Annotated in this window: 11 protein-coding genes; 10 read left to right on the top strand and 1 reads right to left on the bottom strand. The window is 61.9% G+C overall.

Annotation, left to right across the window (positions count from 1 at the left end; genetic code table 11):
- Positions 1–199: 199 nt before the first annotated feature.
- From QZX93_RS23545 to QZX93_RS23495, 10 genes are all read left to right on the top strand, one after another.
- Positions 200–493: an HdeA/HdeB family chaperone gene (locus tag QZX93_RS23545; RefSeq protein WP_295384442.1), complete on the top strand. Its 294-nt coding sequence runs from the start codon at positions 200–202 to the stop codon at positions 491–493.
- Positions 494–1011: 518 nt separating this feature from the next.
- The gene (gene acnD, locus QZX93_RS23540) at positions 1012–3603 is read left to right on the top strand and encodes a Fe/S-dependent 2-methylisocitrate dehydratase AcnD (protein ID WP_295384440.1); all 2592 of its coding nucleotides are present in this window, start codon (positions 1012–1014) and stop codon (positions 3601–3603) included.
- A 209-nt stretch (positions 3604–3812) separates the two neighbouring features.
- Positions 3813–5003 carry a 2-methylaconitate cis-trans isomerase PrpF gene (gene prpF, locus QZX93_RS23535; protein ID WP_295384438.1) on the top strand — a complete coding sequence of 397 codons (1191 nt, stop codon included), beginning with the start codon at positions 3813–3815 and terminating at the stop codon, positions 5001–5003.
- Between the two features lie 78 nt (positions 5004–5081).
- Positions 5082–6725, top strand: coding sequence for an NAD-binding protein (locus QZX93_RS23530; protein WP_295384435.1), 1644 nt, complete (start codon positions 5082–5084; stop codon positions 6723–6725).
- 885 nt (positions 6726–7610) lie between these two features.
- Complete coding sequence (locus QZX93_RS23525; RefSeq protein WP_295384432.1) at positions 7611–8039, top strand: hypothetical protein; 429 nt, start codon at positions 7611–7613, stop codon at positions 8037–8039.
- 106 nt (positions 8040–8145) lie between these two features.
- Positions 8146–8349, top strand: a complete 204-nt coding sequence (locus QZX93_RS23520) for a type II toxin-antitoxin system HicA family toxin (protein WP_295384430.1) — start codon at positions 8146–8148, stop codon at positions 8347–8349.
- Between the two features lie 289 nt (positions 8350–8638).
- Positions 8639–8890 carry a type II toxin-antitoxin system prevent-host-death family antitoxin gene (locus QZX93_RS23510; protein ID WP_295384426.1) on the top strand — a complete coding sequence of 84 codons (252 nt, stop codon included), beginning with the start codon at positions 8639–8641 and terminating at the stop codon, positions 8888–8890.
- The gene (locus tag QZX93_RS23505) at positions 8887–9270 is read left to right on the top strand and encodes a type II toxin-antitoxin system VapC family toxin (RefSeq protein WP_295384425.1); all 384 of its coding nucleotides are present in this window, start codon (positions 8887–8889) and stop codon (positions 9268–9270) included. The genes QZX93_RS23510 and QZX93_RS23505 overlap by 4 nt, the downstream gene beginning before the upstream one ends.
- Positions 9271–9445: 175 nt before the next feature.
- On the top strand, positions 9446–10780 hold the full coding sequence (locus tag QZX93_RS23500) for a DUF4921 family protein (RefSeq protein WP_295384424.1): 1335 nt from the start codon (positions 9446–9448) through the stop codon (positions 10778–10780).
- A 122-nt stretch (positions 10781–10902) separates the two neighbouring features.
- Positions 10903–11478 carry a Uma2 family endonuclease gene (locus tag QZX93_RS23495; RefSeq protein WP_295384422.1) on the top strand — a complete coding sequence of 192 codons (576 nt, stop codon included), beginning with the start codon at positions 10903–10905 and terminating at the stop codon, positions 11476–11478.
- Positions 11479–11712: 234 nt separating this feature from the next.
- Here QZX93_RS23495 and QZX93_RS23490 read toward each other — a convergent pair whose 3' ends face one another.
- Positions 11713–12525: a Fic family protein gene (locus QZX93_RS23490; RefSeq protein ID WP_295384420.1), complete on the bottom strand. Its 813-nt coding sequence runs from the start codon at positions 12523–12525 to the stop codon at positions 11713–11715.
- Between the last annotated feature and the right edge of the window lie 4 nt (positions 12526–12529).

The raw sequence follows: 12529 nt of genomic DNA, 5'->3' as shown, positions 1-12529 counted from the left end.
CTGACTTTCACGCTCAAGCTTCTTTTTATTGGTGCCCTTGTGCCGGTTCGCCGGCACCGCCACCTAGACTCGGCGGCAGCGGCACGCGTTACCGGCGCAGCCCCGCGTGTGGACGGCGAACCGCTTGAAAACCCAATACTCGGTTGCCGATCGCAAATAATCCGCAGCACTGAAAATCACACCACTGAGCAAACGAACCATGCACAAGCCGTTAGTCCTGATGGCCGCCGCCGCCCTGTTCTGCGCCCCGCTCGCCACCATGGCGAAAGACTATGACCTCGCCAAGATGACCTGCGCGGAGTTCCTTGATGACAAGGACACGACCGCCATGATGATCTTCTGGATTGACGGCTATATGAGCGCCGAAAGTAAGGACACCACGATCAGCGATGAGTGGATGAAGAAGCTGGGCACGCACATGGGTGAGTTCTGCGGTGAGCATCCCAAGAAGAGCATCATGGATGCCATTGATGCCATGCCAGCCGAAGAATAGCGCTGAACGAAGTGACTGGCTGAGGATCAGGGGCAGGCTTACACCTAGACTGCCGGGCGGCGCTTTTGCCCCGTCCGGGAAATTTTTGCCGGATCGGTCGGCCCGCGTCAGCGGCCGGGCGACGGGCGGCACGAGGCCACTACCCCGTTGGGGTTAAAGACTCGCCGGTCCAGTGGCCCTTGCCCGGCGCCTTGGGGGCCGCTAAGATTGATCGGTTATCTGGTCTTAGGTGGGTGAATTTCCTATCCTTACCATTGCCAAGCCCTGCGGCGTATCACTGATACAATGCTGCGCTGGCCTCGCGGCCCGGCCCCTGGCGGCATGACGCGGCCCACCCCGTGACTTGCTGGGGCCTTGATTTGAATCCGCAACACCCGACTGCGCGCCACTCACGGTGGCGCTCGCGGTGAATTGGAAATTCCCTACCAGCACGAGCCCGCGTCGCGCACTAAGACTGCGGGCCACCGCTTCTCACCGTCTCACGCGACGCCCCCCAACTTTGGAAATGTGTACTCCTAATGAATTCAGCAAACCGTAAGCCACTGCCCGGCACCGACCTCAACTATTTCGATACGCGCGCCGCGGTCGATGCCATCGCGCCGGGGGCCTATGCCAAGCTGCCCTATACCTCGCGCGTGCTGGCCGAAAACCTGGTGCGCCGCTGCGATCCGGCCACGCTCGCCGATTCACTCAAGCAACTCATCGAGCGCAAACAGGATCTGGATTTCCCCTGGTACCCGGCCCGGGTGGTGTGTCATGACATCCTCGGCCAGACCGCGCTGGTCGACCTTGCCGGGCTGCGTGACGCCATCGCCGACATGGGTGGAGACCCGGCCCAGGTGAACCCGGTGGTGCCGACCCAGCTGATCGTCGATCACTCGCTGGCCGTGGAGTGTGGCGGATTCGATCCGGACGCCTTCGCCAAGAACCGCGCCATCGAGGACCGTCGCAATGAGGACCGTTTCCACTTCATCGACTGGACCAAGACCGCGTTCAAGAACGTCGACGTGATTCCGGCCGGTAACGGCATCATGCACCAGATCAACCTGGAGAAGATGTCGCCGGTGATCCAGGTGCGTGATGGCGTGGCCTTCCCGGATACCTGCGTTGGCACCGATAGCCACACCCCGCATGTCGATGCCCTGGGTGTCATCGCCGTCGGCGTCGGCGGCCTGGAGGCGGAAACCGTGATGCTGGGCCGCGCCTCCATGATTCGCCTGCCCGATATCGTCGGCGTCAAGCTGACCGGCAAGCATCAGCCGGGCATCACCGCCACCGACATCGTGCTGGCCCTGACCGAGTTCCTGCGCAAGGAGCGCGTGGTGGGTGCCTATGTCGAGTTCTTCGGTGACGGCGCTGACAGCCTAACCATCGGTGACCGCGCCACCATCTCCAATATGTGCCCGGAATACGGTGCCACGGCGGCGATCTTCTATATCGACCGGCAGACCATCGACTATCTGAAGCTCACCGGTCGCGAGCCGGAGCAGGTCGCGCTGGTCGAGAACTATGCCAAGACCACCGGGCTGTGGGCCGATAGCTTGGTCGACGCCGAATACCCGCGCGTGCTGACGTTCGATCTGTCGAGCGTGGTGCGTAACATGGCTGGCCCGTCCAACCCGCACCGCCGTCTGCCCACCTCCGAACTGGCCGCGCGCGGCATCGCCGGTGCCTGGGAAGAGAAGGAAGGCGAAATGCCGGATGGCGCGGTGATCATTGCGGCCATCACCAGCTGTACCAACACCAGCAACCCGCGCAACGTGGTGGCCGCCGCACTGCTGGCGCGCAAGGCCAACCAATTGGGGCTGGTGCGCAAGCCGTGGGTCAAGTCCTCCTTCGCCCCGGGCTCCAAGGTGGCCAAGCTGTATCTGGAAGAGGCCGGCCTGCTGACCGAACTGGAGCAACTCGGCTTCGGCATCGTCGGCTATGCCTGCACCACCTGCAACGGCATGTCCGGTGCCCTGGACCCCAAGATCCAGCAGGAGATCATCGACCGCGACCTATACACCACGGCCGTGCTGTCCGGCAATCGCAACTTCGACGGCCGTATCCATCCCTATGCCAAGCAGGCCTTCCTGGCCTCGCCGCCGCTGGTGGTCGCCTACGCCATCGCCGGCACCATCCGTTTCGATATTGAAAAGGACGTGCTGGGTCACGACCAGAACGGCAACCCGATTACACTCAAGGACCTGTGGCCGAGCGACGAGGAGATTGACGCCATCGTGGCGGCCTGCGTGAAGCCGGAGCAGTTCAAGCAGGTCTACCTGCCGATGTTCGATCTGGGCATCGTGGAAGAGGCCAAGAGCCCGCTGTACGACTGGCGTCCGCAGTCCACCTACATCCGCCGTCCGCCGTATTGGGAAGGCGCGCTGGCGGGCGAGCGCACGATGACGGGGATGCGTCCGCTGGCCGTCCTGCCGGACAACATCACCACCGATCACCTGTCGCCGTCCAATGCCATCATGGCGAATAGCGCCGCCGGTGAATATCTCACCAAGATGGGCCTGCCGGAAGAGGACTTTAATTCTTATGCCACTCACCGCGGCGATCACCTGACCGCCCAGCGCGCCACCTTCGCCAATCCTCAGTTGGTGAATGAGATGGCCGTGGTCGATGGGGTGGTCAAAAAGGGTTCGCTGACCCGCATCGAGCCGGACGGCAAGGTGACACGCATGTGGGAGGCGATTGAGACCTACATGGAGCGCAAGCAGCCGCTGATCATCATCGCTGGCGCCGACTATGGTCAGGGCTCGTCGCGTGACTGGGCCGCCAAGGGTGTGCGCCTGGCCGGTGTGGAGGCCATTGCCGCCGAAGGCTTCGAGCGTATTCACCGGACTAACCTGGTCGGTATGGGCGTGCTACCGCTGGAGTTCAAGCCGGGCGTCAACCGCAAGACGCTGGGCATCGATGGCACCGAGACCTTCGACGTGGTCGGCGAACGCACCCCGCGCACCACGCTCACGCTGGTGATCAACCGCAAGAATGGCGAGCGGGTGGAAGTGCCGGTGACCTGCCGCCTGGATACCGCCGACGAGGTGTTGGTCTATGAGGCCGGCGGCGTATTGCAGCGCTTCGCTCAGGACTTCCTCGAGTCGACCAAGGCTGCTTAAACCGCTTGTAGCGTGAACGCGCGGTTTGTCGCCTGTCTTGGCCTCGCGGCTACGATGGGCGGCAGCGCCACGCGGTTTAAGTAATCCAATAAATTCATATCTAAACCGCGTCAGTGGCGACGCTGGTTGGCGCAGAAGGTCCAGAGTCTATGCGCAACACCATGCATACCATGCTGGACGCGGTTTAGCCCGCTAGGATAAAGCTTCCCATGTCCCATAGTCCCCAGATCAAGATCCCCGCCACCTATATGCGTGGCGGCACCAGTAAAGGCGTGTTCTTCCGCCTTCAGGATTTGCCCGAACGCGCCCAGGTGCCGGGTGCGGCGCGCGATGCGCTGTTGCTGCGTGTCATCGGCAGCCCCGACCCCTATGGCAAGCAGATCGATGGTATGGGTGGTGCCACTTCCAGCACCAGCAAGACGGTCATCCTGTCAACGAGCAGCAAGCCCGATCACGACGTCGATTACCTGTTCGGCCAGGTCTCCATCGACAAGGCCTTTGTGGACTGGAGCGGCAACTGCGGCAATCTCTCCGCCGCGGTGGGCTCCTTTGCCATCGGCGCCGGGCTGGTCGCGGCCGATCGTATTCCCCAAAACGGCGTGGCGACGGTGCGCATCTGGCAGGCCAATATCGCCAAGACCATCATCGCGCAGGTGCCCATCACCGACGGCGCTGTGCAGGAAACCGGTGACTTCGAACTCGACGGCGTGACCTTCCCGGCGGCCGAGGTACAGCTTGAATTCATGGACCCGGCCGCCGATGAAGAAGGCGCGGGCGGCTCGATGTTCCCCACGGGCAATGTAGTGGATGACCTTGAGGTCCCTGGTGTCGGCACGCTCCAGGTCACCATGATCAACGCCGGTATCCCGACCATCTTCGTGATTGCCGCGGCCATCGGCTATACCGGCACCGAATTGCAGGACGCCATCAACGGCGACCCCCAGGCGCTGGCCATGTTCGAGACCATTCGCGCCTATGGTGCCGTGCGCATGGGTCTCATCACGCACATCGATGAGGCCGCCAAGCGCCAGCACACCCCCAAGGTCGCCTTTGTCGCCGCACCGGCGGCCTATGTCTCATCCAGCGGCAAGCCGGTCGAGGTCGCCGACATCGACGTGCTGGTGCGCGCCCTGTCCATGGGTAAGCTGCATCACGCCATGATGGGTACGGCCGCGGTGGCCATCGGCACCGCGGCGGCGATCCCTGGCACCCTGGTGAACCTCGCCGCCGGGGGCGGAGCGCGCACCGCGGTGCGCTTCGGCCATCCCTCGGGCACCTTGCGGGTGGGCGCCGAGGCCAACCAGGTCGACGGCGAATGGGTCGTGACCAAGGCCATCATGAGTCGCAGCGCCAGGGTGTTGATGGAAGGCTGGGTCCGCGTACCGGGCGACGCGTTCTAGGCTAGCTTGGCGTGCGCAATTTCTGGATTTAGGTTTAATGGTTTACGGCATCGCGGCCAGCGCCGCGCGCGGAGGCCCATGGTGGCACTGAGGCTTAAGCGCTCGACCCGCCGCCTGCTCGTCCTGCTGACGGCGCTGCCGGCGGCCGTGGTCGTGCTCGGCATGCTCTACGGGCTCGGCATGGAACACCTGGAGGGCGCCCCGCGGGGCTTTTGGGAAGGGCTGGAGTGGGCCTCCGAGACGCTCAGTACCACCGGCTATGGCAAGGACGCCCATTGGAACCATCCAGTCATGAATCTCTTCGTGGTACTCGTGCAGCTCTGCGGGGTATTGCTGATCTTTCTCATCTTTCCGATCTTCGTCCTGCCCTATTTCGAGGAACGCTTCGAGTCGCGCCTGATCCGGCGCCTGCCCAAGATGGACGGCCGGGTGTTGTTCCACTGTTATGGCCCGGCGGTGGAGTCGCTCGTCGACGAATTGCAGCGCTCGCGCACCCCCTTCGTGATCCTGGAGCCCGACCGGGTGGCGGCGCGCGCCCTGGAGGACCGCGGCTTCCCGGTGGTGCTGGGCAACCTGGAACAGAATCCACAGATCCTGGCCGGGGTGGCGAACGCCCGCGCACTCTTTACCAACGCCGACGACCACGTGGACGCCACCTTTATCATGTCGGCCCGTGAACAGGGATTCACCGGACCCATCTATGCCCTGGCGGAGAACCCCCTGCACCGGGCGCCCATGGTCCAGGTGGGCGCGACGGCGGTCTATACCCCCTCCCATGTCCTGGCCGCCGCGCTCGCCGCCCGCGCCAGCGCACGCATCAGCCCGAGCGCCGAGGGGCTGCACGCCCTGGATGAACAAGCGGGGCTGGCCGAATACCGGGTCCACCCCGAGAGCCCGCTGGCCAAGCGCCGGCTGGGTGAGCTGCACCTGCGGGAACACCATGGCATCAATCTGGTCGGCCAATGGCAGGGCGGGCGATTCATCGCGAGCCGGGGACCGGACACGCGCATCGCCCCCGGGGCCATCCTGGTGGCGATCGGCAGCCACGAGAACCTGCTCCAGTTGGAGGCCCTGGCCGCCCCCATCCCGCGCACCGGTCCCATCGTGGTCGCCGGCTTCGGCGAGGTGGGGCGCAAGGTCGACGAGATGCTCAAGGACGCCGGCGAGACCACCATCATCATCGACGCCCAGGCCCAGCCCGGCGTGGACGTGGTCGGCAACCTGCTCCAGCAGTCCACCCTGGAGCGCGGCCAGCTGCGCTCCGCCGGGACCCTGGTCCTGGCACTCAGCGACGACAGCGCCGGGGTCTTCGCCACCGCGGTGGTCCGCGACTATGCCCCCCAGGTGCGCCTGATCGCGCGGGTCAACCGGGCCAACAATGTCCCGCGGCTCTACCAGGCCGGGGCCGACTTCGCCCTGTCCGTGGGTCAGGTGGCCGGTCAACTCCTGGCTCATCACCTGTTCGGCGAGAGCGCCCTGCTGGTGGACCAGCGCCTGCAATGCATGCGCATGACCCCCGGCACCCTGGTTGGCACACACCCCTGGCAGCCCGGGGTACGCGAGCGCAGCGGCGCCTCACTGGTGGGGCTGCAACGCGACGGCAAGGCGATGGTGAAGTTCCCGCCGGACTTTTGCATTGAGGCGGATGACCTGATCATCGTGTTCGGGACGGCGGCGAGTATGGCGGAGTTTGCGCGGGAATTTCGGGCGGCGCCGAGGTGAGGGCGGGCCGGGCCTGTGCCTTCTAAGTTCGTCGCGGCCGGGGTCCTTGATCGTCATTCCAGCCCGGACGCCGGAATTTAGATCTGGGATGGCAACCTCTCGGCCGCCGCGGACTCGGGCGGAACGGAACGGAACGACGATTAAGGCACCCGGCCGCGACCGGTTATGCCAAGGACTGATAGCCTGAATTTTGCTCAATGTCAGTTTGATCGTCCTATCTGTAAAGTTTTCTTAATAAAGCGCTTCCCGAGCGAATCGATCGTCTATGCCTGCCTTGACGCGTAGCGGGGCATGGATTAGCCTCGTCCGCAATGTTACGGTAAGCGGGAAGAGTGGCAAGAAGCAAGACCTGAACCCATCCCGGCAAAGGGGTCAGCGCCTGAGGTATCCCGACGAAACTGATTACGAAATCAGCAGTTTAGGGACGGCCCCCTAACAAGCGGCGCGTTGCTTTGGCGCAACAGACTGTTTTACGACGCTTCGCGTCGAATTCTCGTGTATAGCTTGTTTCTGCATCGTTACTTAGCGGCCCCCTGGGCTCAGGATGACTGTCGGGCAGTTGCGGCCTCGGCATCCAACTGTGCGAGAAAAAGATTTCGTGGGGATACCTCAGGGTCAGTAGCCTTTGCGATGAAGCCCAGTGGTTAAGGGTACTCACCCCTTTAGCACCCGGCGAAGAAGAGCAACAGGAAAAAGGAGGGTTCTGACGATGCTGAAGTTGACCGCACATGATGGAAGCGTTAAGACACCCGCGCCGAGTTTGAGGAATTTCAACGGTACGCCCCTCGCCGTTAGTGTCTTACGCGGCGACCTTGCGGCCTAACACACTAACGGTGCAGCGGCAGCACGCTGCAAGAGAGTGGACACACCTAGGAAATCTTGAATATGTCGGAAAATAGATCTTTCTCCATATTTTTTTCAAAGCGGTTTCTTTTGCTTCTTCTTTTCGCAAGTTCTTTAACCGGAGATCAATTGTACGCGGCGGGTGACGGTTCTGATTCAAGCACTGAGCTTAAGGCTCCACCCGGCGTTCAAGCGGCGGGCGCGAGTGCCCAAGATTGCCAGTCACTCAAAGGCATAAAAAAGAGTACTTGTTTACTACACCAAGAAAACGCACGCTTGGATGACGAGGGCAAACGCCTGGATGACGAGGGCAAACGCCTGAAAGAGGAGCGCAAACGCGGGGAACAGAAACTCGCACGGTTGCAAGCAGAGGAGGTAAGACTTAAAAGAGAAATCAAGGAAAAGATGGACGCGCTTAGCGAGATGGTGAGGCGGTATTATAGGCAAGAGACGAATTTAGCGCCTCATTAGGGGCCTATCCGGAGGGGCCAGTGCGGCCTGGCAAGGCCGCGTGTTCTAGGGACTAAAGGGGCTAGGCTCAATTCAACATAATGTTCTCGCCCTCCGGAGCAATAGGTTGCCACGGAAAATTCGCGATCTGCTAAGAGACCTGAGAGGCGCTGGGTTCAGAGAGATACCCGGCGCTGGCAAAGGATCGCACCGAAAGCTTGTTCACCCGAAGTTTTCCGGTGCCGTTACGGTCAGCGGAGGACTCGGGGATGATGTGAAACACTATCAAGAAAGGGAAGTCACCAGCGCCATCGAGGCCGTCACGAAATGAAAGACAGCGACCGATATCACAAGTGGGTGGAGTGGAGCGACGAAGATCAAGTGTACGTCGGAAAATGCCCGGATCTGATTACTGGAATTCATGGGGACGACCCCGTTTCCCTGTATAGTGAGTTATGCTCGGTTGTCGAGGATGTAATCATCCATTTCAAGGCGGAAGCCCGGAGCCTTCCAGCAGCGAAGGTCCGGCCAATGCGTGAGGTTGCATAGCGCCGAACAATGCGCCCAAGAGGGGCGTGCGCGCCATCAGACTCTATGCCGGCTAGTCATAGGAGGTGTCAATGCAGATTTCAGTCACCGAAGCCAAGGGGCAACTGACCGAACTGGTCCGCCGTGCTGAGGCTGGGGATGAGGTGATCTTGACCCGCCACGGTCACGCCACGGTCCGTCTGGTTCCTATCAAGACAATGCCAGACCGCAAGACCCGTCGCAAACTGTTAGACGAATTGCGGGCGTCCGCCTGCGCCTCGGCTGGGCCTAGCGCTGCCCGTAGCCAGGATTTTCTCTATGGTGACGACGGTCTCCCGGGATGATCGCGGTCGATACGTCGGCCCTGATGGCGATCCTCCTGAATGAGCCGGAGGCGGATGCCTGTATCGCCGCCTTTGAAGCCGCGGACGAGGTTCTGATTTCTGCCGGCACAGTGACAGAGGCACTGATCGTTGCGGGACGGCGGCAGGTCGGTTCCGCCATGACCAGCCTGATCGACGGCTTTGGTTTCGAGGTGGTGGCCGTGACCGCGACCTCGGCGCGGCGCATCGCTCAGGCGTATGAACGATGGGGGAAAGGCATCAACCCCGCGGCCCTCAATTTTGGGGACTGTTTCGCCTATGGCGCGGCCAGAGAAAGCGGGTGCCGTCTGCTCTTTGTCGGCAACGACTTCACCGGAACCGATATCGAAGGCGTGCTTTAGGTTTCGTATACTGTAAGAGTGCCGAGCGGGCAGGCTCAGAAATCTTTTCGGCACGAGGGATTGAATTGCGCCTGGCCGTTGTCCATCTTACTCCATTGAATCGCACCTGACCCGCTGGGTGAGCGCTGCTCACTCAAGTGGACCCCTTCCGACTCAACCGCTAGGTACGGCAGGCATGTTATCTCAGGTCATTCCCGAAGCCAATTATCTCATGCGCATGGCCGATGGGACGATCAAGCAGATCAATCCCTTCACCCACACGGAGGTGTGGACCGTTCCGGGTCGGGCCAATCGGCCGTTGGGGGTGAGCTCACCCAACCCGGCGCCGCTGGATCCGGCGGCGCACGATGCCTATTGTTCGTTCTGCGCCCGACGCTATCTGGAGACGCCCCCCGAGAAGGTGCGGCTGATCCGGTCGGGCGATGGGATGAAGACACTGCGCCATCTGCATGTCGAGCACCTGTTCGATACCGTGGCCGAATTCCGCCGCATCCCCAACCTGTTCGAGATCGTGTCATTCGACTATTGGCAGCAGAACTTCGACTATCAGATGCCGAAACATATCGCGGCACACAAGTTGGATTATCTTGCATCGGAGTCGGGGCGTGCGCACGTACTGAAGGTGGTCGATCAGCGTTTACGGGCCGCGGGCCTCGATGAGGCCGAGTGTCACCTGCTGTCCGTTGACGAGCGTTTGCAGCTGGCGGACGCCTTTTTTGCCGGCGGCCATGACGTGATCGTGGCCCGACGCCATTTCATCGATGGCGCCACCCATGAGCATCAGTTGGCGTCCTCGGGAACTCTGACGCCGCAAGAGCATGACCAGTATCTGTGCTTCACGGTCGATGCCCTGCGCGACTTGTTTGCCCATAACCGCTATATCCGCTATGTTGCCGTGTTCCAGAACTGGCTGAAGCAGGCCGGCGCGTCATTTGATCATCTGCACAAGCAGCTGGTGGCGATCGACGAGCGCGGCGTGCAGAACGATCTAGCCTTGCGCCGGGTGCGGGATAATCCGAATATGTACAATGAAGCGGCAGTCAACTTTGCTGGCTACCGCAATCTGGTGGTGGCCGAAAACGATTACGCCATCGCCTTCGCCGGCTTCGGTCATCGCTTTCCGACGCTGGAGATATTTTCCAAGAGCGAGCGGTGCGAACCCTGGACCCACTCGGCGGACGAGCTGCGCGGCATGTCCGATCTAGTGCATGCCTGCCATGCCGCGACCGGATCGGATGTCCCCTGTAACGAGGAATGGTACTACAAGCCACCCGATGTGGACGTGCCGATGCCGTGGCGCATCCTGATCAAATGGCGCGTCTCCAACCCGGCGGGTTTTGAAGGCGGTACCCGGATTTATGTCAATACGATCGACCCGGAGGGGCTGCGCGATCGGGTGGTGCCGCGGCTGTTCCAGCTCAAGAACGAGGGCAAGATTGCGCCGATGAAGATCGCGTTCGAGTGCGCCTGTATTCCCAATTGTCTGCGGTATAATCCGGCGGTGCGGTAGGCCTTGATCATCAATCCGCCCATCGCAGCACTTGGGACGCAGGAAGTCAGTCGCCGTTTTGCCACGGAAACACACGGAAACACTCCAAAGTCCGGTCCCGAATTATTCCGGAGGTCGCCGCCATGTCCGCTACCCTGCAACAGCCCCTGAGGGTCCCTGCGGTCCATCACTGGACCCGGGCAGAATACGAACGGATGTCCGAGGTGGGACTCTTCGCTCCGGATGCCCGGCTCGAACTGCTGGATGGAGAAATCATCGATATGTCACCCCAGGGACCATTGCACGTGACCGCTACGCAACTGGTCGCCGAGGTCCTACGCCAACGGCTGCCTGCCGGCTATCTGGTTCGCGTGCAGGCGCCCATCGCCCTGGATGATCGCTCCGAGCCAGAGCCTGACCTCTGCGTGGTCCCTGGGGTGCCGCGGGATTACGCCAAATCGCATCCCACCCAGGCCCTGCTGGTCATCGAGGTCTCTGATTCCACATTGGAATACGACCGCTCCGCCAAGGCCGCCGCCTATGCGCGCAACGGTATCCCGGAATACTGGATAGTCAATGTCCGGGGGCGGGTGCTGGAGGCTTTCACCCGCCCCGGACGTGGCGGATATGCATCCAGGACCGTGGTTCCGGAGCAGGGTCGCATCAGCTCTGAAACCTTGCCGACACTGGCCGTACAGGTCGCTGAACTGTTGCCATAGGTCCTGTCCGCGCCGGGAGCCTTGATTATCTACAACCGGAGGTCGAGGCTTCAAGAGAAATCAGTGGTGTCTGCACGCCGTACGGGCTAAAACCTCGACCTCCAGTGGCCGGAGCGACGGTCTTGATCATCAATCCGGCACTGGGGTGCGGCGCTCCCAGTCGGTCGGCCTGACGGCCGACCGACCAGCCTCGGTAGCCGGAACGACGATCAAGGCCGAAAGGAAACTCCGGTATCAACGCACTCTCTTGGCCTGCTGTGCTTGGGCCTGACAGACCAGTGCCCGTGTTGGCGCATAGGACTCCTCACAAAAGGCCATAAAGGGGCCTTGCAGGTCCTGGCTTGGCCAGACTCCGTCCTGGGGGTTCAATTGACCGGCGCTGAGTTGATACTCGGCCAGGGTGTCGATATAGCGCTTGCGGTCCTGTACATCGATCACTACCGGGAGGTGGCCCGAACGCAGCACCGGGACATTGGCGAGCAATCGCGCCATCCGCCCATTGCCGTCCCAGAAGGGATGTATATGCACGAACCCCAGGTGCAGTCGCGCATAGGCCGCGATCGCATCCACCTCGCTCAGGTTCTCCTGGGACAAGCGATTGAGCTCCGCAAGCCATTGGGTCATGAGTGCCGGCACGTCCCGCGGGGCGGCGTACTCGATGAAGGTCTGGCGCCCGTCCGCGGTCACTGCATAGGTCCCGTTGGGCTCCAGCTTCCAGGCACCGAACGGCTTGAAGATGTCCAGGATCATCTCGGTCTGAACGGCTCGATGCAGATCGAACAACCGGTCCTGTGTGAATCCAAGATCCAGCCAGCGGTAGATCAGCTCGATGGCGCGCGCGTGCCCCATCACCTCCTGATGGTCCCTCAGCGGCTTGCCCGAGACCGTAAGCCCTTCCTCAATGACGAACTTGGTCTCGCCCAGCGTCAGGGTATTGCCCTCGATCGCCGTGGAGCCATGCGTCCAGAGGTCTCGGATTTGGGCCAGCAGGGCCGCGCGGATATCCGGGTCCAGTCCATCGAAGGCCTTCAGGTCGTTGATATTCATGCGC

Source organism: uncultured Thiodictyon sp., assembly GCF_903946935.1.
In the GTDB taxonomy this organism is placed as follows: domain Bacteria; phylum Pseudomonadota; class Gammaproteobacteria; order Chromatiales; family Chromatiaceae; genus Thiodictyon.
This window is presented reverse-complemented; position numbering and strand designations above follow the sequence as displayed.

Bases quoted from the DNA above. Each gene is read 5' to 3' on its own strand.
- prpF (WP_295384438.1), top strand. From the start codon at position 3,813: ATGTCCCATAGTCCCCAGATCAAGATCCCCGCCACCTATATGCGTGGC.
- QZX93_RS23545 (WP_295384442.1), top strand. From the start codon at position 200: ATGCACAAGCCGTTAGTCCTGATGGCCGCCGCCGCCCTGTTCTGCGCC.
- QZX93_RS23500 (WP_295384424.1), top strand. From the start codon at position 9,446: ATGTTATCTCAGGTCATTCCCGAAGCCAATTATCTCATGCGCATGGCC.
- QZX93_RS23505 (WP_295384425.1), top strand. From the start codon at position 8,887: ATGATCGCGGTCGATACGTCGGCCCTGATGGCGATCCTCCTGAATGAG.
- acnD (WP_295384440.1), top strand. From the start codon at position 1,012: ATGAATTCAGCAAACCGTAAGCCACTGCCCGGCACCGACCTCAACTAT.
- QZX93_RS23530 (WP_295384435.1), top strand. From the start codon at position 5,082: ATGGTGGCACTGAGGCTTAAGCGCTCGACCCGCCGCCTGCTCGTCCTG.
- QZX93_RS23495 (WP_295384422.1), top strand. From the start codon at position 10,903: ATGTCCGCTACCCTGCAACAGCCCCTGAGGGTCCCTGCGGTCCATCAC.
- QZX93_RS23490 (WP_295384420.1), bottom strand. From the start codon at position 12,525: ATGAATATCAACGACCTGAAGGCCTTCGATGGACTGGACCCGGATATC.
- QZX93_RS23510 (WP_295384426.1), top strand. From the start codon at position 8,639: ATGCAGATTTCAGTCACCGAAGCCAAGGGGCAACTGACCGAACTGGTC.
- QZX93_RS23525 (WP_295384432.1), top strand. From the start codon at position 7,611: ATGTCGGAAAATAGATCTTTCTCCATATTTTTTTCAAAGCGGTTTCTT.